This window comes from Reticulibacter mediterranei (genome assembly GCF_016587455.1).
The window spans coordinates 513,314-535,446 of the sequence record NZ_BNJK01000001.1; the positions used below are offsets into that span (position 1 = coordinate 513,314).

The following is a 22,133-nucleotide window of genomic DNA, read 5'->3' on the forward strand; positions in this document are numbered from 1 at the left end:
ACAGAGAGTATCCTTTCCTTGAGAACCTTGTGGAGATCTATCTAATATAAATATAAATTTTTAAATTAAATAGGTCGGTGCTACGAAGCACAAAGTAGTGGGTGGAGCCACTTTCACCAAATAGTGAGCCAAATCAAATTAAGGAAGGAACAATGAGTGCCATACTCCACACGCCATCAGGAAAAGTTATTCTTGGAGTCAAGGTAGTACGTATCGGGAGCGCCTCCTATAATCAACTGGTGTTTCATGATATCAGCGTAGGAAGTCGCCACGCTGATATTCGTCCCTCTGGTAATGGTTATAGCATTGTGGACTTGAGCAGTATATTGGGCACCTTTGTCAACGAGCGACGTCTCTATCCCAATATTCCACACAAACTACATCATAGGGACCGGGTGCGGATTGGCAAGGTCGAGGTTCTCTATGAGAACCTGGAACAATCTTTAGCTGTCCCGACTCTCTATGCTTCTCTCACCTCGTTGATTTCTGAGGGATGCCCACCTACTATCCTGGCCCCTGACAGAGCGGTGCAGTTATCTACACCCACTCCTACTAGTTCAGGAAGCGAGCCTTACCAGAAACAGCTACCACTTCATCAGCAAGGGGATGCAATTCAGGCAGAGATACGATCTGCTTCACATCAGCAGGGATACGCTCAACGGAGTACTACACTCAGGCTGATCAGGTCTCCATCTACGAAAACGCAGGGTCTGATCGTCGTATATGAGAGCATCGTGGCCCTCCTCGGTCCCTTGCTCTCATACCTGAGAGCGCTCTTGAAACGCAATCGGGATACGATTTAACCAGGAAGCATGGAATCTATAGAGTAAAGGCTCAGAAGCATTTTCCGCAAAATGCGCTGGCGCAGCTCACACAAATGCATGTCAGTCAGCGGAACTTCATTGAGCCGAATCACTCCACATTGGGGATTGTACATGCGAAACAGTAGGCGTGTGATGGTCGTTTTGCATCCACCACTGCGTCCCACAATGCCCAGAACCCGCCCCGATGGCAAGTGAAACGAGACATGCTTCAGCACTAGCTCGTCTTTGCTGTAACCGAAAGACACACCCTCAAACGCCACCGAGAGCGCCCCTGCTGCTGGCTGTGTGCCCTTCCCATCTCACGAGCTGAGCGTGTACGCAATATCACCCTGGTCTCCTACGAGGTCCGTGATGATGGAGCTGGGATAGGATCAACTCACTGCACAATCCTCTTCTGCTTTTGTAGTCATCTCCTCGCGCACAATCCTCTGATGCTGTTTCAGACTGAGGTCCGGGTGCGCTCAGCCAACAACTTTGCCGCCATAATCGAGATCCAGATATACCCGTTGAGCATCGTAAATACGAACGCACTCGTTATCCAGAGATGTCCTGTCGAAAGTCCTACAAGAGTGATAAAGCAGAGGATGCCAGAAATCAGCGAGTAAAGTGCCCATCCATGTTTGCGTTGAGCAAAGAAGCGACGGGCAAAGATACAACTAGCAGCGATCAACGCCAAAAATGAGAGCAAACTCATAATCATATGCCCAAAGCCATGCCAGCTCATCGCAGGAGTGGAAATAGGGGTTCCTGGAGGGAAGCCAAGACCGGGATCTGCCGTGAAACACCCTGCCCCGATCATACCCGCTCCGACCATACCAATCAACAGCGGCACCCATCTCCTGTCATAGCTTCCATACAGGGTTTGTCTCATCCCTATCGCGCAGACGACGAACAGCAGGCCGGAGAGCAGGAAAGTGCTGATTTGCAACCAGCCAAGATTTCCATTTTCCAGCAGGCTCAGCACGTGCCGGGTAAGATCAAAACCAGGACGGGTAAAAGCCTGGATCAGGCTCACGACAGCGAAAAAAGGACCTGTGATCACCCCTGAAACCAGGAATGTCCTCGTCCACTTTGTCGTCTTCTCATTGGATGTACTTGCGGGCTTGATAACAGTTTGCATAATGAATTCCTCCTGAAGCGAGTTCTCTCAAGGATGGCTATGCTCTTGCAGGCATCGCATTGATTGCGTTCCTCCAAGAGCAAGAGCCAAGATGAGCGCGTTATTGCTTATTTCCTGATTGGCTCGTAACTCAGGCGAAGCATCCCGGTCTTGTAAGCATGTGAATCAACGAGCTGAAGTTGCATATGATCCCCTTCTGGAAAGATCCGCTTTCCTTTTCCTACCACCAGGGGAGCAACACTCAAGGCGTACTCATCGATGAGGTGCCGCTGCGCAAGCAAGCGGACCAACTCAACGCTTCCATTGACCAGGAGAATCCTACCAGGCTGTGCTTTCAGCTTTGCTATTTCTTCCACGATATTGCCTGCGATGATATGGGAGTTGTTCCAGGTGACTTCCGTCAAAGTGGTAGAAACCACGTACTTAGGGACGCGGTTAAAGATGTCAGCCATGTCTCCTGTCCTGTCGGGCCAGGCTGTAGCCATTTCCTGGTAGGTCTTGCGTCCGAAGAGCATTGCGTCGGTTTCCAGGAGTGCACTTATGACCTCCTGCCCGATTTCCTGATCCATGTAGGGAAACACCCATTGATCTGGTGCTTCCATGACTCCATCCAGGCTTATAATCTCCGATACACGTAGTTTCATCTTATGTCCTTATCCCTTTCTTTATAATAAGTTAAATCCAACCCTTCTCAACAAAGGACCGCACACAGCATAGACTGAGCGTATTGGATTAGTTCTCCCCTGGCCGCATCGTGTGATGGGGCTAGCCAAATTTTTTTAGATCTCTGGCTTGTTTCCCTGATAGGCGCTGGAAGACGAGAACGCCCAGGACCACAAACCAGATATGAACTTCGACGCCCAGGGTGCGTTCTGTCAGGCCTGCAACTCCGGTTTGAAGACCCGCCACAGTAGGCGAGAAGGTCAGAAAGTACAAGATTAACAGCGCTAGCGTCAATGGGCTACCTAGTAGTAGCCAGTTGCCAAACCGTCGAAAGCTCTTGATGCGGCGAAGCGTGATCCCGACGACCACAAAGCTCAGTATCGGAGTTGCACAGGCCAGAAGGAAGCCAACTGTATGAAGCAGGATCGTCTCCAGAGTGAAGAAACCGTCCATTACCATACCTAGTGGTGAGAACGCGAAAAGAACGATGCAACTCCAACGCTCAAAAGCTCCCATTTCCCTGATACCCTGGAAGATGCCAATAACGCCGACCAGTAACAGGAAGCCGCTGAGGACGAAGATTGCATTCATGAATGGTGCTGTGACACCCAGGCCACTGATGGGCTGGCTGATGGGTGAATAGGGCGCGATATGAATACCCCAGGCTGTGTATCCTGGGCTTAGTGCGCCGAGGATGATCCAGCCCAGAGTGAAGAGAACGGGACCCGCAATGGCACCAAGAGCAAGCCACTGGAAGGCATTGGGGGAGACTTTGTTGGCTGGTTTGGCACTGCCACTAGACGGTACTGATGGGATCGTATCGTCGGTAGAGTGGGATGATGTTGTATTCATTTCTCCTCCTTATTTATGTTTTTGATCGACTGGGAAGCGTTTCGTGTCATCCACACAAGAGCAGTAAAAAAGACAAAACCGGAAATTCACGTCGCATGATGTTTTTCTCCGTCTGAGAAAAAGGATACCCTCTCAGCAGGAAGAACACAGTTGTCAAAAGGACACTTTGGGGCTTCATTTTGCGCGGGGTGTGAGGAAGGAGCCAAGTGGCCAAAAGGACACCTTTGGACTATGAGGATCTACGCTTATGGGCGGAAGGAAGCCACAATCGAAAGGATGAGCGCTTAGAGCAGAGATAACTCCCGTGCTCGCGCCACAGCATGGGTTCGATTCTGAGCCATCAGTTTCAGCAGAAGGTTGCTAACATGTTTCTTGACCGTCCTGAGTGATATCACCAGCCGGGTGGCAATCTCCTGGTTGGAAGCTCCTTGCGCGAGCAGACACAGAACCTCTTGTTCACGTGGGGTGAGTGGCTCAGCTAGCAGGGGAACGGCTTGAGAAGGTGGATAGGAGAATGATGAGGAGCCAATGAGGATGGGCTTCTTCTCAGCTTTCGGGCGTTGCTCATTTGCGAACCCGGCGAGCAATGTCTGGGCATAAGAAATCAGAGTGGGAGAAGCACCATGCAGCTGTTGTATATGTGAAGCAAGCCATATCTGAAGGATCTGATGCATTGGCTCTCCGACATCGAGAAAGACGCGCTGCTCACCCTCGGGTTCGGCTTCGGCGAGCAAACGATCAAGAACCTGGAGCGCCTCGTGGGTAGCCCCCGCCGCTTGTAGCGTGGCAACGTAGAGCGAGAGAACGGTGATCAGACTCCTCAGACGCGCTTCCTGCTTAGCTGCCTCCAGCAGCGCATCGAGCATCTGCAAGGCTTGTGAATACCGCTGTTCAGCCACAAGGACGCGCACCAGCGACAGAGAGGCACTTTCGTGGTTGTAGACGAGGAACTCCCGACGATAGGAGGTATGTTCGGCCCAGTCTATCGCACGAGTAAGGTTGCCCTGAGCCAGCCAGAGATGTACCCAGAGGCTTTCAATCCGGGAACGAAAGAGCAAGGTGCCGACAGATTGATGCAGGCTTTCCATCTGGCGCACGGCGTCTTCTGCGCCAGTGAGATCGCCCTGGGCCATGCAGCAACGTGCTGTGACCTCATAGGCTTCCATGAGAATATCCAGATATTGCATGGGTGCCGTCTTCTCGATGGCTCTCTGCGCAGCGCTGTTCGCGCGCTCAAGCTGATTCCAGGAGTACGCAAGCTGGGCCTGAAATAAATCGGGATACGCTGCTATCGGAAGTGGTCCTCCCAGATGATCGACTAACTGTTGGAATTCCTGACAATGCTCATGTGCCAGTCGTAACTGTCCAGAGGCGATCAACGCGGTAATCAGCCCCCAGAGGGTTTGGACTTCCTGATAATGATTCGGAGCCATCCTGGTCATTTCTCTGATTTCCTGTAAAGCTGCCACCATTATAGGAATTTTTCCCGACAGACGCGCTGTCATCGCAACACCGCCCTTCAGTTGCTGCCTCCACACCACATCGTCATCCAAAGAGAGGTGTTGCAGCGATTCCACGAGGCTGTTGAGCTGCTCTACGTTGCCATCGGAGAGCGCCTTTTTCCCCAGTTTCCATACCTGGAGAATCATCATCCGATGATGCAAGCGGTCCCGTTCAGCGTCCGTAAGAATAGCCTGATCTTTGTTCTGTAATGTCTGTTCCATACTCATCCAGAGCAAGTTCAGATACTCCTTTTCCACTCCATCAGTGAAAGGGGATAGCATATTGAACGCTAAGATATAGCTGGTGGCAAGGCGTGGATGTGCGTGTAAGACCTCCTGGGGGAGGTGCTTGATCCAGGTCAGTAGAGTTTTGAGTTCCCCCTGCAAATACAAACGTTCTGTATAGCCTTCCAGCAACTCAGCCACAAACCAAAAATCCTGCGAGGCCGTCGCATGAGAGAGCGCCTCGTGTAGCCATCCCTGTTGGTGATACCAGAGCGCTGCCTTTCGATGCAAGATGGGCACCTGCTCTGGTTGAGTAGCCTGTAAACGCGCCAGCAACACCTCGCGGAAGAGTGTATGAAAGCGATACCAATACCGCTCCTCGTCGAGAGGCACCAGAAAGAGATTGGCGCGTTCCAGAGCTTCCAACATTTGCTGACTGTCCTGTTCCCCGGTGAGTGATTGACAGGTCTCGGCATTCATCCGCTCAAGTACCGACGTATGTAGCAAGAACTGTTGCTGCTCTTTAGGCAAAGGTTCGAGGATCTCCTCTTGTACATAATCCCGGACTAGGCGATGATTGCCTGTAAATGCCTGGAGAAAGGCTGAGACACTAGTGTGTCTGTGCAAAGAGAGAGCTGCCAACTGGAAGCCAGTAATCCACCCTTCTGTACGTTTCTCCAAGTGAGCGACCTCTTCTGCTGAAAGAGAAATATCCATAACCTCTTTCAGAAATCTGGCAGACTCTTCGCCACACAAGCGCAGGCCCGTCTCGCGGACCTCGATTATTTGTCTTTTTGCTCGCAAGCGTGAAAGGGCCAGTGGTGGATCAGCGCGACTGGCCAGCAGAAGATGCATACTGGCTGGGAGATGATCGAGCAAGAACTGTAAGGAGTCATGAAGCGTCTGTTCGTGAATGAGATGATAGTCGTCCAGAATTAAAACAGTGTCTTGCGAAAGTGCTGCTAGCTCGTTGATGAGTGGAGTCAGAGCCACTCGAAGGCCAGGGGGTTGTAGGGAATACAGCATCGTGAGTGTGGTCTCTCCGATAGGAGGAGAGCACGCTTTCCGCAGGGCGGCAATCACATAGGTCCAGAAGCGCGTAGGGTCGTTGTCATGCTCATCAAGGGTGAGCCAGGCTACCTGACTGGTACTTTGGCAGGCCCAGGTTGAGAGCAACGTCGTTTTACCAAAGCCCGCTCCAGCCGAGATGAGAGCGAAGGGAATCGAGTAACTTTGATTGAGAATGGTGAGCAGGTGTGGGCGGTGAAGAGCCACAGGACGAACCGGTGGAATCGTGAACTTGGTTATTATCAAGTCTGGTTCAGGCAAAGAATCAGCCACCTTTCTTAAGGCCAGCTCTTATGGATATGCAGGCTTTGTTTATTAAGGAGGCAGACCTGGATCAATAGCTGCTTCTTTAGGTGTTAAGAGCTGTCCAAGTTGACCCACAACAGTACCCCAAACCCCTAGAGTATAACACATTCGTGACTTCGATCCGCATGCGCACGTCGATACCGCCTTCCTCGAACGTATATTTGCTATTGCTCAAGCTGACCCTCATATTGGAGGGTGTTGTCAACTTGGCAATAGAGCTGAACACTGTATTAGAATAGCTTCATGAAAACAAGCACGAGTACTCCCGATTACACAGGCTACCGCTTCCCACCTGAAATTATCAGTCACGCAGTGTGGCTGTATTTCCGCTTCTCGCTCAGTTTCCGTGATGTGGAAGAACTTCTGTCACAACGCAGAATCGTGGTGACCTATGAAACAGTCCGGCAGTGGTACCTGAAATTTGGGCAACCGTATGCTCCTGCCTCCGGCGCGCGAACCTGACCCATGCCAACTCCTTGCACCCTCGCGCTTCCTCTGATGAACCGTACACCCCTCACACCAAATGTTTAAGTTCTCCCAGCAAGTCGAAAACGACGAGTATGCTCTCTTGTTCAAAAACCACTACCAGATTTCACGGTAAGTCGCATATGTTCCAGTTTCTTGTAGATGCGCTCATCGAGGCGATAATGCCTGACGCCAAAGATGAAAGAGTCTAAAGGGAACCAGACGAACACCCATCCAACAACGGTCAGACCTTCCCCAATCACCTGTATCAGAAATGATGGGGAATACGTCAAGAGGCTGCCTACGCTGATGAAAATTATCAGGCCCACAATAGCCATCACGGCGGCCTCAACCGCACGCTTGCGTAATCCCTGCATCTCCTGTTCGATTTCCCTGATGCGAGTACGACAATACCGCGACACCGCAGCATTCGTCTTCTGCTTTAGATTCGGTGTGCTCTTCTCAGCAGGCAATACAATGGTCACATCTACTTCTTTGATTGTTGGATGAGCATACAGTTCTTTCGCCAGATATTCAATGCCCGAAGTGTAGCTGTACTCTCTGTACTGCTCTGAAAAAGGACTCAGATCGGGTTTACTGAAGAACTGTTCAATTGTGTCCAGATACAACGTGGTTTCATAGACTTTGTTTCTGCTCATAAAACACCTCGTTAGCGATGGTAGCACCTGTGTTTTTCCACTGTACATCGCTGTAAAGATGTACGCCTCCCTGTAGCGCTCCTTTCCCTGGTAGTGACACTACCAGTATTCGCACGCTCTGGTATAGCCTCACAAGCTGTGGCATGCTACTACCAGAATGAACACGCTCATAATAAGAGCTGTAATGTCACAATGAAAGGAAGTGCTCTATGAAGGCAGCAATGTTTAAAACTATTGGTCAGCCTCTTACTATTGAAGATATTCCTGAACCGGTGCCTGGGGCTGGCGAGGTCCTTGTTCGTGTGCTGGCGGCTCCAGTCCTGTCCTATGCCCAGGAAGTCTTCACCGGGCAAAGGCATTACCCTCTCTTGTTGCCACTCGCTCCGGGCTGTGGCGCGGTCGGGATTGTCGAGAAAACCGGTCCAGACGCCACTCGACTCAAACCCGGCCAACTTGTCCTCTGCGATCCTACCGTGCGATCACGTGACGATGCACTTTCCCCGGATATCATGCTGCAAGGCTGGACTGCACCCGGAGAGGGAGCACAGAAGCTCCAGGCCCACTTCAGGCATGGTTCTTTTGCCGAAAAAATGCTCTTACCCCTTGAGAATGCCTTCTCTCTCGACCATCTGCGTTCCATTGATCCTGCCAAGCTGACCTGGCTGGTAACGCTGTTAGTGTCCTACGGTGGACTCTTAGCGGCGAACCTCCAACCGGGGCAAGTGATTATGGTCAATGGAGCAACCGGCCACTTCGGCAGCGCCGCAGTAGCCCTTGCGGTGGCAATGGGAGCGGCTCGCGTCGTCGCACCCGGGCGCAATGAACAGACCCTCAACAATCTCGTACGCCGCTTCGGTCCACGCGTCCGCCCTGTTCTCCTCTCCGAAGATGAAACAAATGAGAGCAAACGCTCCGAAGCTGCTACAAGCTCTTCTATAAAGTATTCGGCCTATTCATTATCTGAACGTGAAGCGCTGAACCGCCAACGCTTTATGGAAGCGGCCGAAGGTCCAATTGATTGCCTGCTGGATCTCCTGGGACCGATCCATGATCCCGCACCCACCCGCCGGGGCATCATGACAGTGCGCCCTGGCGGAACAGCGGTCTTGATGGGAGGTGTGCAGACCAATCTGGATATACCCTATAACTACGTGATGCGCAACAACCTGGTGATTCGCGGCCAATGGATGTGTCCCAGACATGCGCCCAGCTTGCTCGTTGAGCTGATCCACAGTGGCCTGCTCAATCTTGAACCGTTCTCCGTCTCCACCTTTCCGCTCGAACAGGCCAATCAAGCCGTTCACTATGCTTACGAGCACGGCGGAGCTTTCCAACTCACGGCGCTCCAGCCATCTGGCATATAAAGGCGATCTTCTGACCTTGACCCGGTTTTCGGATCAAAGTCAGAAAGAGCTTCCTGACGCCGACTCATATGAGTCTTGACATATATTGAAAGTATTCCTTGCGATAAAAAATTGGCCCGGGCGAGGAAAGCGATCTCTCCTCATGAGCATCTGGTGGTCTTGACTGGAAGCCTGGAAGGTGTAAAGTGGGGAGAGAACGCTTCCCCAGAGAAGGATAAGACCAGATCCTTACGTTGATCGGCGTCTAGGTATTCTGCTCTTCACGCTGGATATAGCCCTTGAGGGCTTGCATATCACACATTAAAGGATGAGGATGCCAACCATCCCAACCAAGGCGTTCACGGGATAAGCCAGACTGGTCGAGGAGTCGATGAACCTCCTCGCAAATGGTGTGTACGAGTGAACCCCTTACTTCAATATCGAGGGTTTCTGCTAGTGATTGGAGCAGGGGTCAAGCTGTTGGGCAGAGGCTCGCTTGCGAAACTCGAACGCCAACCATTTCCAGTAGGGTCCGTAATCGTGTTCAAGCAGCAGGCAGAGCCGCATGACGGCTTCGGTAAAGTGTCCGAGCGCTATCTGGATGGCAACTGGATCACGCCTGTAGGTTAAACGATCCAGGAAATTGTACTGTCCATAGTGCCACACGTGAAAGAGTTCCTGCTCCACACGCGCCAACCAAATAGATCGAGGGTACGTGTGAAAAGCCGCGCGCCAGCGGGCAAACAAGCCCGCAGGATCGTAGAGCACATGACCGTGGCGAATACGATACAGAGCAAAATCGCGGTTGTATGTCCGATCCTTCATCTTCTGCCATGCATCTGGATCGTCATAGCCGATTTCGTCTCGAAAAAAGCGTTCAAGGGGCGTCACCTCGATATTCTCATCAGGATAGTGAAAGCGGAAGCCTTGCCACTGGCGGGGCGCGTCAGCACGCACCCGCCGAGCCAGTTCTTCCCCAGAGACAGTGTAATCCTCCTCAGAGAGAAACAGCGTGAACATCGGTCCCCACCCATGATCCTGTGAGAGGTCGTCGTCTGCACCATAGATTTGTGATCCGTGAAAAAGTCCTGCCATCACACGCTTCTCAAGGTGAGCAAAGTTCTCTCGGAGATAGGGGAAACCCCACTCCTGAAAAAAAGTCTGCGCGATCTCCAGTCCCTTTGTCATTTCATGTTCCCCTCATGGCTCGGCTCTCGACGTTCATAACGGCGCCTTGGCATGAACGTTCCCTCTCGGGTAATAAGCAGATTGCTTCCCCTGAAGTCCATCTTACATGCTTTCCTCGCCTGGGTCAATTTTTTCAGAACCAGCACTATCCATTCAAATGGCGTCATTTCCAGGCCGACACCATATTTGAACTGGCCCTAAAAGACCGTTTCCCTGGCATGCAGCCCACCGCGAAGACGCTGGATATCTCTGATCGGGGGCTGACCGAACAGGCGCGTGTATTCGCGACTAAAGTGCGAGGGACTTTCATAGCCAACCTGGAACGCAGCATCTGCCGCTTCTAGTGGGGTGGAGAGGAGCAGGCGGCGCGCCTCTCGCAGTCTGAACTGCTTCTGATACTGTATCGGACTCATCCCCGTGACTTCCTTGAAGTAATAATACAAGGACGAGGCGCTCATCTGGGCCTCTGCGGCTAATTCTTCAATACGCAGGGGCAGCGCGAAATCATGGCGAAGCCGCTTCATCACCTTCCCGATCCGTTGCGCATAGCTCCCGCGCAAAGCGAACTGCTTGATGACATCGCCCTGTTCGTTGTGGAGGACTCGATACATGATCTCACGGACCACATATGGCGCAAGCACTGGAATATCCTGCGGCGCATCCAGCAACCGGACAAGTCGTAGCGCGGCATCGTAGAGTGTCTCGTTCATTCGGCCTATCACCAGGCCGCGCCCGGATTCATAGCCGGGCTTCACTGGTTGGTCGGAGGCCTGGATTACATCGAGCATTTGGTCCATGTCAAATCGTAGATACAGGCAGAAATAGGGTGTTTCCGGCGAAGCCTCTACGACCTGCCCTATAACCGGCAAATGGACGGAAGCCACCAGATAGTTCGTTGCATCAAACCGGTAGCTCTCCTGTCCCAGTATGACCACCTTCGAGCCTTGCGCCACGACACACAGGGTGGGTTCATAGACGGTATGGATTGGCCCGGATATTCGGGACATACGAACAATGCGTAAAGCAGGAATCGCCGTCTCCTGCATACCATCCTGTTTCGCGAACCGCTCGATCACCTGTGCCAGGCTTCCCCCCCATTGTACCGACCTTTCATCCATGCATATCATCTCCAGTTTTCTGATCTCATTCTCTTCATCATATGCTATTTTGGAGGATTAGGCAAGAACGCTGGATCATTCAGCTACCGCCTTGCTTCCAAATGGCACTATCATGGATGTGTCTGAAGCAGTCAACAGATCATTCTTGGAAAAAGAAAGAGGGAGAACATGTCTGGTATTCAAAGAAAAGTTGTTGTCATTACGGGTGCAAGCAGCGGAATCGGCGAAGCAACGGCACGCCTGCTTGCCAGCCAGGGCGCTCATGTTGTGATCGGAGCCAGACGCCTGGAGAGATTGGAAGCCTTAGCCTCCGTCATACGTTCAGAAGGAGGATCGGTTGTGTATCACAGGCTCGATGTAACGGAGCTTGAACAGGTGCAGGAGATCATCCAGCTGGCAATGAGTCAGTTCGGACGCCTTGATGTCGTCGTGAACAACGCCGGGGTGATGCCGCTCTCACCCCTTGCGGCATTGAAGATCGATGAATGGAACCGCATGATTGATGTCAATATTCGCGGCGTCCTGCATGGTATTGCCGCCGGGCTTCCCATCATGACGGAGCAAGGGTTCGGTCAATTTGTGAATATCGCTTCCACCGCAGCCTATACGGCAGGCCCAACGACTGCGGTGTACAGCGCTACCAAATATGCGGTCAGAGCGATCACCGGAGCATTGCGACAGGAGGTTGGGCAACAAAATATTCGCGTCACACTCGTCTCCCCAGGGGTCACGGAATCCGAACTGGCCGAGAACATTTCGGACGAGGCAACGAAACACTATGTGGTAAATGTGTATCGTCGCCAGATCATTCCGGCGTCTGCTATCGCTGGTGCCATCGCTTATGCCATCGCGCAGCCAGATGATGTGGATGTGAACGAACTCGTTATCGGGCCAACCGCTCACATCTCTTAATGTTCTTCTCTCACTCAGCTCCCTCTCCCCGTTTTCCGCTTACGCTGAGAACGGGGAGAGGGAGCTGTTCACACACAAGTGGTCAAATGACAGCGCTTGTATGCGCATAGATGGATTAAATCTTGCGTTGGACATGTGTTCTGGTTGCTGAATGTTCAACCGCACCGCTCAGAAGCGCGTCGTCAGGTGGATTTGAGCGTGCGTAGCACGTATAATATATTATATAAGATTTAATTGCCGCAGCAATGCTTATATATTATATTGTGAGGTATATTTCGCATGAGAATAAGAGCTTGCTTATTTTAGTAGTAACGCGTATGAAAGGTCAGGTGCAAATACCTGAAATGCATTTCATGCTGCATCAGGGAGAGTACAGACTGCTCAATAATGTTGGTAAGATCAACGTAGCAGTTGTTTTGTTCTCGCCACCAGTAAGCATGATTGGGAATACCTGCGAGGAGTGCGGTGCGCCCACTTTCCTGTTTTGCAATCGGGATCATTGTATTAAGTACATCACGCAAAGTTTTCTTTACTGAGGAGTCAATATGAGGGATTACCATCCTTGAGCCTCGTAAATTTCTTGCCTGAGCTGTGGCGGCAAATCATCTAAGATAGCGTGAATGTCAATACCCTCATTATGATATTTGATCGTTTCTCCTTTATAGCTTTCAGGAGAGATTTTGCGTGCCGCACAGTGCATCGCGACGCCGAGCCAATCATCGTCACATACCGGAGAGCCAGATGCTCCTGCTTCGGTATCGGTAAGGTAGCGGAGGAGGTTCTTCAGGCAACGAGTGCTCCGAGTCAGCAATGACGACACTGCGTACATGCGCTGCATCCTGCTCCCATCGTCAGGACAGGCATGGAGTGGGAGGCTCCCTCGCGCCCTGCCGGAGAGAGCGAGGGGATCATCCGAGCCAGGAAAGCTGGCTGAGCCTGTGTGGGGCGCTGGGGATGAGAGGCGTCAGCAGTCTCAACCCCCAAAGAGGATAGCCCCACTCCTGCCAAGTGAGGAGGTCTCGCCAAGATAGCCGGGAGACGCATCCGTCTCTCATCGCGGCTCGGACGACTGTTCTGAGGGAATCGCTCGCAGGCAGGAGCTTCATGTGCTTGTTGAGCCAGGCCAGATAGTCAGTGCGCCCTTCCTCACCTAGAAGGGCCAAACCTCATTTCAGTTCAAGGAGGGGATCACGGGCAGGTGCGGTCCATCTCCCACGGGATGCGCAACGAGCTGATAACAAGCAAACAAAGAAGAAACGAGTGAGCATCTCAAGAGGATCTATCTCCGATATACGGGCATAAACAGTAAAAGAGGGTGCCAGAAATGTACCGGAGCAAAAAGATGGTGCGAACAACTCTTCCTAACTCCCGAACGCCTGGCAGAGACGATTTTTTCGACTCTCATGGCCCAGCTTGCGCGAGCCTTATCGAGGGTTGCAGCTTTCCGACACGAACGGAGAGCGCTACCTGCATCAGATCCGTCCGGTGTGTCTCCAGCAAGGCCCAATCGATGGTATCTTTAACAAGATATCGATATGCTTGTAGACAGCCACTTTGCTTGGGCGATAGAATTTGCTGGATTACTCTTGACATGTTACTGAATGTGTCATAGAATTGGAATGAGGGTTCATTCCAATTGAAAAGCAGGCTGTATGATGAGCAGTAAACGTGACCAGATCATTCTGGCGACTCGCGATCTCGTTTTCGAGCAGGGATTGCAGGACGTGGCCATGTCCCAGATTGCGCAGCGGGCGCAGGTTGGGATGGGAACCATCTATAATTATTTCCCCAGCAAAGAAGACCTCGTGTTTTGCCTGTTCAGCGAGATAAAGGCCAACATGAGCCTGCATGTTCTGGAAGGCTATGACGCAACGCAGCCAGTGGTTGACCGGGTTTTATACTTGCTGGGCAGCCTGGTTCGGCACAGCATTCAGCATCCGCGCGAATTTCTCCTCACAAATCAACTGGCGCAGATTCCTTTTATCCACGAACGGGCCAAAAGCGAGAAGGTGCCAGCGCTGGTCGTGGCTTTCAATCAAGTGATGATCGACGCCCAACAGCAGCACCTGCTCAAAGCGATGCCGCTCGACGTGATGTCAGTGTTGCTCTTGGGGACGACGAATGCGCTGGTCGAAGCACACATGAGGCAGCAAATTCACCTAGATCAGGCCACTATTGAGCAAGCGACGTCGGCCTGCTGGGATGCCATCAAACGTTAATTTTAAACGCTCGTTTTTTTTGTCTGGTATTTGGAATGAATGCTCACTCCAACTTCAGATTGAATACAGGAAAGGAAATCCTTCTGCAGAGCATTCACTATCACCGTTACGGCGGCCCGGAGGAGCGGATCGCCGTTGACCAGCAGAAAATGTCCAACGGATTTGAAATGGAGAAATGAGATGTCACCACAGAGAAGCAGAGCCGTCATCATGGATTCGTTCGGTGGGCTTGAAAAACTAGACCTGCGTGAGGTCGCTGAACCGCATGCCCACACGGGACAAATCCGGGTCCGCGTGGCTGCTGCTGGCTTGAACCCGATGGATTGGATCATGACTGCGAATGATACGGCAGGCGCCAGGTTCGGTCTGAGTCTGCCAACCGGTTTTGGCTCTGACTACGCGGGAACAGTGGACGAGGTCGGTATCGGAGTGACCGGGTTCGCCATCGGCGATCGAGTCTTTGGCAGCGCCATCTCGCGGTCCGTCGCTGACTATGTGATTATCGACCTTGAAGGATCTCTATCTCTGGGCGATGGGGTGCATCATACGCCAGACGGTATTGATGACATCACCGCCTCGACGCTCAGCATCGCGGCGAGGGCGGCTTCAGCAGCACTGGCCGTGCTCAAGCTTGAGCGGAGCGACACCATCCTGATTGGCGGGGCAGCCGGAGGGGTGGGTGTCTTCGCAATCCAACTCGCCCGCTTGGCCGGGGCAAACGTCATCGGCACCGGCTCCGCATCATCGTTTGACTACTTACGAGGCCTCGGTGCCGAACCGGTGACCTACGGCGCGGGCCTGGCCGAACGAGTACAGGCCCTTGCCCCCGATGGAATTACCGCAGCTACCGATTTATACGGATCGGAGACGGTAGAAGCCGCGCGTAAGCTCGGCGTTCCAGATAACCGTATCTCCGTTATCGCAGCTCAAATTCCGGGAGTAATAGGAGTTTCTGGAATCAATGCCGCCCCAGATACCCTTGAATACATTGCCGAACTGGTTGCTACTGGCAAGCTCCAGGTCCCCATTGCGGCGACCTACCCGATAGAACAAATCCGCTCGGCAGCCGAGTTTCAGTCCAGTCGTCATGTCCACGGCAAGGTTGTCGTCAAGTTCTAAACGTGGGTCAGGCCCGTGGGGCTCGTTCTCTGGCAAAAGAGGCGAAAAGCAGGCGCACCGGCAGCGCCGACGCGCCTGCTTTTCGCCTCTTTTTCTCTGTGGGATGGAGCGTTCACTTCACGATCGCATTCGCCAACAGGATCCCCCTTGCGATAGGGCGGCTGCACAAAAGGGATAACTTCGAGCTGCTCCTGAATTGGTTCGATGGCCTGAACCGATGATAACTCAGCCGCCGGGGCAAATTCAGTCAAACACAGAGGAAAGGGTGAGAGATGCTGTCCCAAATCCAATCGCAGGTTCCAGATCCATTGGTTCAAAATTTGCCAGAATTCCTGGCCACATGCAGTGCGAGCACACCAACGATCGGTGTCTTGTTCCTGATCTTCGGAGGCTCGAATGGTTTCGAATGAGCCTCAGTGCAGATAGAGATCAAGGACATCAGTGCAAGTGAAGGCAGAAGGGTTGACTGTTGTGAGAAACAATTCGTACACCGTCTCAGCCTGTAGAACTCCAATGGGCGGTTTGTTAGGAGAGGGAGATGGGTGGGTCGCAACGATCAAGCGCACTGTAGGTCCGGTTGGAGTGAGTGGCACCTCGGGGCAATCGAAGAGTGAGCGACTGGCTCCACTTGTCTTCATGAGTCCTCTGGTGATCGGGAGGGGATTGCAGACGGGTTTGAACTAGTGGGAGATCCAGGAGGCCATAATCTTTACAGCGAACAGTGATTCCCACGCCGGACTGCACCAGATCTTTAAGGACCATCCCATTGCCATACAATCCGTCCAATCGGATCATGATGTGGGACAACGGCATGCAGAGCCATCCTGCATAGCTGAGAATGGCGTCAAGTGCACGAGCCAATTCGCCACGATAGTCTCCAGTGCCAGGACCGCCAAACGTGCCGAGCCACTGGTGGGAATGTGCCTGGAGCACGGTCGTCCGCACGCGTGTGACTTCTCCCCTCTTGTCCCACAAACCACCAGGCGGAAAGGTCTGGGTAGTTCGCAGAACCCACGGGATGCGCAACGAGGTTGCTCCCTGGCATGAACTGGGCCACAGATGCGCTTGGAGGTGGCTAGCGACACTGTTACCTCCTCGCCCCCCGCCATCGGTGTTGAACGAGATGGTATTGTCAGGAACCATCCCGAAAGGCCGAAACTTTCGGGATGGTTCCTCTTACACAACCTTTTGCAGGTCTCTATCCCTTTACCGGTTGGTAGGTGAGGATCACTGTACCCGTCCTGGTTGGTTTTGTGGAGACGAGTTTCATCCTTTTGAGGGCATCCCCATCTTTGAAAAGTCGTTTCCCGCTACCCACAACCACAGGGTGGATCATGAGCATCAGTTCATCGAGCAGATCCTGTTGGAGGAGAGCGTGTACCAGACCAGGACTCCCGGCGATGCCGATGTTCTTGCCTGGCTGCTGTTTGAGCCGAGCAAGCTCCTCGGCGAGATCGCCCTTGAGGAGGATCGAGTTGTTCCACTCGACGCTGTTGAGCGTGTGTGAGGCGACATATTTGGGGACGGTATTAATATAGTTGGCGAAGAGATCATCAGTAACGGTCGGCCAGTATGAGACCCATTCTTCATAGGTCACTCTTCCTAGAAGCACTGCGTCCTGAGACGCAAGTTGTGCGTTCAGAGCTTCCCCCATATCTTCATCGAAGTGTTCTTGCCAGGTATTAGGAGCTTGGACAACGCCATCAAGCGCAATAAACAAACCCGAGACGATTTTTCTCATAAGAGATCCTCCTTGTGTTGTCATGTTACAGGGAAGAGTCTACTATGAGGGAAAGGGGTTGTCTTGTACAAAAACGAAAGCTGCTCGGGCCGGCTGTGATGGAGCAGTTGAGCAGGAGTTTGACCAATAAAACGCTGAAGTGATCTCGTCAGATGTGGTTGATCGTAATACCCTGCCAGCTCAATGGTATCAAGGATCGAGACACCTTGCTGCAAGAGAAGAGTAGCATAGCGGACACGTTCGATTTGGCGAGCCATGCTCTGGGTGACCCCGGTTGTCTGCAAGAAGTGATACTCGACGGAGCGGAGCGAGAGATCTTTCATCTTCCCTTGCAAGGCAACCTCGATGAGGGGATCGTGAGCCAGCAACCCGGCACGCACCAGCCGGTTCACAAAGATCTCCGCATTCTCGTAGGTAGGAAATTCCCAGGCAGAGCCAGAGAGCCAGAAGGTGTTCCTCGTCGCTTCAGGGAGAGTCACCCCTGTATCGATGAGACTTCTGGGAGGCAGATGCGTGAGATGCGTACCCAGCTTCAAGAGGATGCCAAACCACTCCCCATCAGAGGGACTGTCCCCAAGAGGCGTGGCTTTGGTCTCTGGTCCTCGCACGGTCATCGTCATCTTGCCATGCAGTTTGGTGACCACCAGTTCGCAGCGGCTCACGGCAATGGAGAGAAACGGGGTTGTGCCTTCGCTATGGCTACGCCAGATCCGTTCGACAAAAGGCGAGTCCGAGAGCCTTTCAGAGTCAATGATAATCATGTTTTTCCTTCCGTTTCCAGACTGCATTTTCATCCCATGATAGCACAAAGGTGCTGATTGCAGAAGGGCGACTGGTCTTCTGACTATGGGGTGCCACGCGTAGCCGCGAAGGGGTCCGAGAAGAAAGAATCCGGTGGCCGACAAGCGCAGGGGTAAGCCGTCGCCAACCCGAACAAAGCAGCAAAGGTGCTGGGGTGCCAAAGAGCTTGATCGTGACGTGAGCAGTTGTTGGGGAACGTGTATTGCGAGTTAGTGGGTCACTTGCCAAGTTCGTCACTGTTCATGACATGCTTGTAGAAGCGCGAGGCAGGCTCGTGATGGACGTCGAGACAGGGCATCTCCCTCGTTGAAGGGAGAGGCGAGAGCGAAGATTGAGCCGAGAACGAGGAGGCGTGTCACGCGCTCCCTCGCTTGGTCTGTATTGCTTTCTTCTGTCTGAGCTGTCGTATCATCTACAGAATGCTCAAATCGATCCAGACCAAGCATTCAATCGCTCAGTCGCGAAACCTCCCATTACCACTCATATCGGTGTTCGTAGTCTTTCAGTGAAATCAGGTTTCAATCGCTCAAACGAGGGGTGCAACTAACTCATTTCTGGAAATCGGGAAAATTCCCGATTCTGGATCGAAGAGCAGCGGCCAGCGCTCTTTCCATTGCGCCTAGATGATGTGGTGATAAACACGACCAAAGCTTGGGCGGCTGATGTACTACGCCGTCGCTGGCATAGGTGAAGGTGGTTTCTATCCACTGGCCTATGAGGGCACTTCAGGAGTGGAGTGGGCCATCAGAATAGTTATACCAGAACGGCCATTTTAATGTTGAGATTTACAGATTTACATGCAAAATCCGTCACTTATCAGATCAAATACTCTTGATTTTTTCACTTCTCTATGTTACTATTTCCTGGTTGGTCTTCCAACCAGGAAATAGCGAGAGATTATCAGTGAGTAAGGAAAAAGCGTCAACGACGCGCGAACAGATTATAGCTGCTGCATATCGAGTGTTGGCGGGGCAGGGATACGATGCGACAACTATCAAGGCGATTGCACGCGAAGCTGGTGTAGCACCGGGACTGCTGCACTACTACTTCGCTAGCAAAGATGATCTCTTGATCGAAGTACTCAAGGATATCTCGTCTCGCTACATGGTACGTATGCAACACCTGTTTCGGGAGTTGCCTGTCGATCAACTCGGGAAAGCCGGGATTGCCGGCGCATTGCACCGCACGTTTGAGGAACCAGAAGTCTATCGTCTGCGCTATGAACTGTTTGCTCTCGGCTTGCGTAACCCTGTGCTCCTACCAGTCGTTAGGTCTTTGTTAGAAAATAGACGGCAAGGAATCGGTCAGGTGGCACAAAGTGCTACTCAAGGACACGACATCGATGTTGAGGCACTCACCGCTATTCTTCTTGCTACCTTTGATGGCCTGGCTTTGCAACATCTTGTCGATCCCAATTTTGATGTTGAAAGAGCTTATCGAACTCTTTCGAAAATGATCGATGCACTTCTAGCTACCACGTAAAGCGTTTTTTTGTGTATAAAATTGGTTGGTCATCTAACCAATTCCTAACTTCGTCGGGAAATTTTGTACGAATAACTTTCATTCTTCCGTAGGAGCCCGATTTATCGCTATACCATTCAAATAAGGAGAAACTGAACTTATATTGATGAGCTAAAATCAATCGAATTGAGCACTTACAGGATCTCCTGCCCATCCTACCTGGAGGCTGAACTTGAAAGCTCATACGCGTGTTGGTCACATCCTGATCGCCCGGATACGTTCATCCACCTCTCAACAGACAGGTACAACGGTCGTGGACTATCGTGGTCTTCACACGATCTCCACTTCTCGACTTTGTTGCGATCAATTTGCGATCATTCTTAGATCAGTGTCAGATCAGCTTTCTCTGGCGCCTCTGCCTCCTCTCGACAGGCCCACTGGCGCGTGGTAATACCAGCGACGATTGATCCCAAGCCAACGGCATAAGGTTCGCACAGAGATCTGAGGGAACTGCTCCCGGAGTTCTTTGATTACTTCGTGGCGTTGGTGGACGGAAGCAGTTGCAGCGCTTTTTTTAACACGGAGTTCTCCAGCGCCAGTTGCCCGCAGAAGCGTTCGAGTTCGGCGACCCGTGCTTCCAACACTTCGACTGATGGTCGTTTCTCTACCTGGTTCTGGTCATCAGCATAGGAGCATCACTGCTCTGGTTCTGGCTCTTGAAAAGCAGCATTGGAGAGTTCCATCTCCCAATCGCCCACCAATCCCTCAAGGGGGCGTCTTTGCCTGAATATGGATGGAGTCACTGTCCGTGTTTTCTCCTTTCCATTCTCAGAGAGACGCGCGCCAGTCTTACTTCACCACACGAAACGAGAGATGGGTGGCGCCCGGCGTCTCAAGCGTGCGAATATGTTCCAGGTGGATCGGTTTTGAGCCAAGGTGATCGAAGAGGCGCACGCCCTCACCCAGCAGGACATGGGCCACGCTCATATTGATTTCGTCGAGCAGGCCCGCCGAAAGCGCCTGTTGGACGGAGCTTCCCCCGTGCAGGGCAATATTTTTCTCGCCTGCAAGCTCCCTGGCTTTGGCAATCGCGCTCTCGATGCCCTCGGTGACAAAGTAATACTGTGTTTGGCCCTGTTTGAGGGGTTCGCGAGCTTGCGATTGCAAGACAATCACCGGGCCGGGAAGAGGTGTGCCATCAGGCATGATCCACCCCTGCTCATTCTCAATCTGATGAAAGCTTCGGTGTCCCATAATCACTACGCCGCCCTCGTTGAGTTGATCGCCTATGACCTCATAGAAATGTTCCATAGCGCGTCCCATCCAGGCGAAGACTTCTGAGACATTATCATTTTTATCGGCGATAAAGCCGTCGAGCGAGATTGAAAGGCCAAACGTCACTTTTCCCATAGTGTTTCTCCAATCTTTGTGAATGCTCTGCTACTTCATCGTTTCCAGCAGCTCTGTGAGGCGCGCATAAGAATCGTTGAGTCCTTCTTCCATGCCGCTCTGGAGCGCACCATCACGGTCGGCAACCGACTGGAAGACGGATTGAGCGGTAAGCCTGGTCCTGCCGCCGGGCAAGGCTTCCAGGGTGAGCGTTTCGAGGCACACATGTCCTGCTTCCGGCAGCCCTTCGAACTCAAAGGTGTCGATTATACGTTCGGGCGCGCAGACTTCGTGATACACTCCATGAAAGCCGTATTCGTTGCCGTCAGGGTCTTGATTGATAAAGCGCCACAGGCCGCCAGATCGCACGTCCATCTTATCAACCAGGGTTGAAAGACGTCTCGGCCCCCACCATTGCGGGACAAGCTCTGGATCGGTGAAGGCTTTAAACACCAGCTCACGCGGCGCGTCGAATTCGCGCGTGATGATCATTTCCTGTTTCCCTGGCTCTGCGGTAACGATTGTTTTGTTCTTGCCTGCCATTTCTCGTTGCTTCCTTTCAAACTCCACTGCTTAGCGTGGCCGGTAACACACGCGCATAACGCCAGATTTGTATGTCTTCACGCGAACCCTCTCCAGATTGACCTTAGTGGTAAACACACTTTGCCCCTGGCCGATGACGACAGGATGAACCGTCAGCACGTACTCATCAACCAAACCGAGGCGTACAAACGTTTGCGCGGTGCGAATGCCGCCGGGCACGGCCAGGTCTTTTCCGGGCTGCTGCTTGATCTTTTGTACTGCTTCAACTAGCTCGTCATCGCTCTTTACCACAAGCTGCTTTGTATTCTCCCACTCGAGTTTTTCTTCCCTGTTCGAGAGAATAAACGTGTGTAATCTATTTACGGCCTGCGCAATGGCACGCTCTTCCGAAGGTGCCGAAGGGTTTTGTGCGACGCCCAGCCAGTAGGGAATCATCCCGGAAGCAGTCGGGTAGCCAACAAATCCATCATCAACTTCTTGAAAGAAGGCAACAATGTCATCGTTGAGCTCTTGGTCCGGCTTCTGCGACATCCAGTCCAACTCGCCGTTTGGCCCGCAGAAGAAGCCATCAAGCGTCATCGTCATATTGAGAAGAACTTTTCTCATGGGTCCTCC

At 52.4% G+C, this 22,133-nt stretch carries 24 protein-coding genes and 2 pseudogenes; 7 read left to right on the forward strand and 19 right to left on the reverse strand.

All coding sequences use genetic code 11. From position 1 onward, the window contains the following. Nucleotides 1-152 precede the first annotated feature (152 nt). The gene (locus tag K3T83_RS02445; RefSeq protein WP_220201394.1) at nt 153-803 is read left to right on the forward strand and encodes an FHA domain-containing protein; all 651 of its coding nucleotides are present in this window, start codon (nt 153-155) and stop codon (nt 801-803) included. Here the strand turns inward: K3T83_RS02445 and K3T83_RS02450 are convergent. The 5 genes from K3T83_RS02450 to K3T83_RS02470 all read right to left on the reverse strand — a co-directional run bounded on the left by K3T83_RS02450 (nt 800) and on the right by K3T83_RS02470 (nt 6,515). After that, the gene (locus K3T83_RS02450; RefSeq protein ID WP_220201395.1) at nt 800-1,084 is read right to left on the reverse strand and encodes an ATP-binding cassette domain-containing protein; all 285 of its coding nucleotides are present in this window, start codon (nt 1,082-1,084) and stop codon (nt 800-802) included. The genes K3T83_RS02445 and K3T83_RS02450 overlap by 4 nt on opposite strands. A gap of 179 nt (nt 1,085-1,263) precedes the next feature. Further along, the gene (locus K3T83_RS02455) at nt 1,264-1,944 is read right to left on the reverse strand and encodes a DUF998 domain-containing protein (protein ID WP_220201396.1); all 681 of its coding nucleotides are present in this window, start codon (nt 1,942-1,944) and stop codon (nt 1,264-1,266) included. 107 nt (nt 1,945-2,051) lie between these two features. Next, nucleotides 2,052-2,588 (reverse strand): dihydrofolate reductase family protein, encoded by a 537-nt coding sequence (locus K3T83_RS02460; RefSeq protein ID WP_220201397.1) that lies wholly within the window; start codon nt 2,586-2,588, stop codon nt 2,052-2,054. Nucleotides 2,589-2,709: 121 nt separating this feature from the next. Continuing rightward, nucleotides 2,710-3,459, reverse strand: coding sequence for a DUF998 domain-containing protein (locus tag K3T83_RS02465; protein WP_220201398.1), 750 nt, complete (start codon nt 3,457-3,459; stop codon nt 2,710-2,712). A gap of 284 nt (nt 3,460-3,743) precedes the next feature. Then, nucleotides 3,744-6,515 carry a winged helix-turn-helix domain-containing protein gene (locus K3T83_RS02470; protein ID WP_220201399.1) on the reverse strand — a complete coding sequence of 924 codons (2,772 nt, stop codon included), beginning with the start codon at nt 6,513-6,515 and terminating at the stop codon, nt 3,744-3,746. Between the two features lie 288 nt (nt 6,516-6,803). Here K3T83_RS02470 and K3T83_RS02475 point away from each other — a divergent pair. Continuing rightward, nucleotides 6,804-7,016, forward strand: a pseudogene (locus tag K3T83_RS02475) (IS6 family transposase); the annotation flags it as partial. A gap of 116 nt (nt 7,017-7,132) precedes the next feature. On the opposite strand, the gene K3T83_RS02480 reads toward K3T83_RS02475, so the two are convergent. Further along, nucleotides 7,133-7,684 carry an MFS transporter gene (locus K3T83_RS02480; RefSeq protein WP_220201400.1) on the reverse strand — a complete coding sequence of 184 codons (552 nt, stop codon included), beginning with the start codon at nt 7,682-7,684 and terminating at the stop codon, nt 7,133-7,135. A 209-nt stretch (nt 7,685-7,893) separates the two neighbouring features. Between K3T83_RS02480 and K3T83_RS02485 the strand changes: the two genes are divergently transcribed. Further along, entirely contained in the window at nt 7,894-9,048 is a 1,155-nt protein-coding gene (locus tag K3T83_RS02485; protein WP_220201401.1) for an alcohol dehydrogenase catalytic domain-containing protein, read from the forward strand. A 432-nt stretch (nt 9,049-9,480) separates the two neighbouring features. Here K3T83_RS02485 and K3T83_RS02490 read toward each other — a convergent pair whose 3' ends face one another. Continuing rightward, entirely contained in the window at nt 9,481-10,215 is a 735-nt protein-coding gene (locus tag K3T83_RS02490) for a DUF4037 domain-containing protein (RefSeq protein WP_220201402.1), read from the reverse strand. A gap of 197 nt (nt 10,216-10,412) precedes the next feature. After that, nucleotides 10,413-11,333, reverse strand: a complete 921-nt coding sequence (locus K3T83_RS02495) for an AraC family transcriptional regulator (protein WP_220201403.1) — start codon at nt 11,331-11,333, stop codon at nt 10,413-10,415. Nucleotides 11,334-11,501: 168 nt separating this feature from the next. On the opposite strand from K3T83_RS02495, the gene K3T83_RS02500 reads away from it, so the two are divergent. Continuing rightward, the gene (locus K3T83_RS02500) at nt 11,502-12,245 is read left to right on the forward strand and encodes an SDR family oxidoreductase (protein ID WP_220201404.1); all 744 of its coding nucleotides are present in this window, start codon (nt 11,502-11,504) and stop codon (nt 12,243-12,245) included. Between the two features lie 302 nt (nt 12,246-12,547). On the opposite strand, the gene K3T83_RS02505 is transcribed toward K3T83_RS02500, so the two are convergent. The 4 genes and pseudogenes from K3T83_RS02505 to K3T83_RS56105 form a co-directional block, all read right to left on the reverse strand. Continuing rightward, nucleotides 12,548-12,766: a hypothetical protein gene (locus K3T83_RS02505; RefSeq protein WP_220201405.1), complete on the reverse strand. Its 219-nt coding sequence runs from the start codon at nt 12,764-12,766 to the stop codon at nt 12,548-12,550. Between the two features lie 32 nt (nt 12,767-12,798). Beyond that, complete coding sequence (locus K3T83_RS02510) at nt 12,799-13,074, reverse strand: trypsin-like serine peptidase (protein ID WP_220201406.1); 276 nt, start codon at nt 13,072-13,074, stop codon at nt 12,799-12,801. Continuing rightward, complete coding sequence (locus K3T83_RS02515; RefSeq protein WP_220201407.1) at nt 13,050-13,229, reverse strand: hypothetical protein; 180 nt, start codon at nt 13,227-13,229, stop codon at nt 13,050-13,052. Before K3T83_RS02515 ends, K3T83_RS02510 begins: the two co-directional genes overlap by 25 nt. A gap of 336 nt (nt 13,230-13,565) precedes the next feature. After that, nucleotides 13,566-13,819 (reverse strand): annotated as a pseudogene (locus K3T83_RS56105) (Tn3 family transposase); the annotation flags it as partial. Nucleotides 13,820-13,897: 78 nt separating this feature from the next. Between K3T83_RS56105 and K3T83_RS02520 the strand changes: the two are divergent. Both K3T83_RS02520 and K3T83_RS02525 read left to right on the forward strand, forming a co-directional pair. Further along, nucleotides 13,898-14,464: a TetR/AcrR family transcriptional regulator gene (locus K3T83_RS02520; protein WP_220201408.1), complete on the forward strand. Its 567-nt coding sequence runs from the start codon at nt 13,898-13,900 to the stop codon at nt 14,462-14,464. A 180-nt stretch (nt 14,465-14,644) separates the two neighbouring features. Beyond that, on the forward strand, nt 14,645-15,583 hold the full coding sequence (locus K3T83_RS02525) for an NADP-dependent oxidoreductase (RefSeq protein WP_373324573.1): 939 nt from the start codon (nt 14,645-14,647) through the stop codon (nt 15,581-15,583). Here the strand turns inward: K3T83_RS02525 and K3T83_RS02530 are convergent. From K3T83_RS02530 to K3T83_RS02545, 4 genes are all read right to left on the reverse strand, one after another. Continuing rightward, the gene (locus K3T83_RS02530) at nt 15,580-15,900 is read right to left on the reverse strand and encodes a hypothetical protein (protein WP_220201410.1); all 321 of its coding nucleotides are present in this window, start codon (nt 15,898-15,900) and stop codon (nt 15,580-15,582) included. The genes K3T83_RS02525 and K3T83_RS02530 overlap by 4 nt on opposite strands. Before the next feature lie 208 nt (nt 15,901-16,108). Continuing rightward, the gene (locus K3T83_RS02535; RefSeq protein ID WP_220201411.1) at nt 16,109-16,609 is read right to left on the reverse strand and encodes a hypothetical protein; all 501 of its coding nucleotides are present in this window, start codon (nt 16,607-16,609) and stop codon (nt 16,109-16,111) included. A gap of 172 nt (nt 16,610-16,781) precedes the next feature. Beyond that, nucleotides 16,782-17,324 carry a dihydrofolate reductase family protein gene (locus K3T83_RS02540; protein ID WP_220201412.1) on the reverse strand — a complete coding sequence of 181 codons (543 nt, stop codon included), beginning with the start codon at nt 17,322-17,324 and terminating at the stop codon, nt 16,782-16,784. A 20-nt stretch (nt 17,325-17,344) separates the two neighbouring features. Further along, on the reverse strand, nt 17,345-18,085 hold the full coding sequence (locus K3T83_RS02545) for a helix-turn-helix domain-containing protein (protein ID WP_236064793.1): 741 nt from the start codon (nt 18,083-18,085) through the stop codon (nt 17,345-17,347). A 943-nt stretch (nt 18,086-19,028) separates the two neighbouring features. On the opposite strand from K3T83_RS02545, the gene K3T83_RS02550 reads away from it, so the two are divergent. Then, on the forward strand, nt 19,029-19,607 hold the full coding sequence (locus K3T83_RS02550; protein WP_220201414.1) for a TetR/AcrR family transcriptional regulator: 579 nt from the start codon (nt 19,029-19,031) through the stop codon (nt 19,605-19,607). A gap of 828 nt (nt 19,608-20,435) precedes the next feature. Here K3T83_RS02550 and K3T83_RS02555 read toward each other — a convergent pair. The 3 genes from K3T83_RS02555 to K3T83_RS02565 are packed head-to-tail and all read right to left on the reverse strand — an operon-like array spanning nt 20,436 to nt 22,124. Further along, complete coding sequence (locus K3T83_RS02555) at nt 20,436-20,996, reverse strand: dihydrofolate reductase family protein (protein WP_220201415.1); 561 nt, start codon at nt 20,994-20,996, stop codon at nt 20,436-20,438. A 30-nt stretch (nt 20,997-21,026) separates the two neighbouring features. Then, nucleotides 21,027-21,518: an SRPBCC family protein gene (locus K3T83_RS02560; protein WP_220201416.1), complete on the reverse strand. Its 492-nt coding sequence runs from the start codon at nt 21,516-21,518 to the stop codon at nt 21,027-21,029. A 30-nt stretch (nt 21,519-21,548) separates the two neighbouring features. After that, on the reverse strand, nt 21,549-22,124 hold the full coding sequence (locus K3T83_RS02565) for a dihydrofolate reductase family protein (protein WP_220201417.1): 576 nt from the start codon (nt 22,122-22,124) through the stop codon (nt 21,549-21,551). Nucleotides 22,125-22,133: the final 9 nt, after the last annotated feature.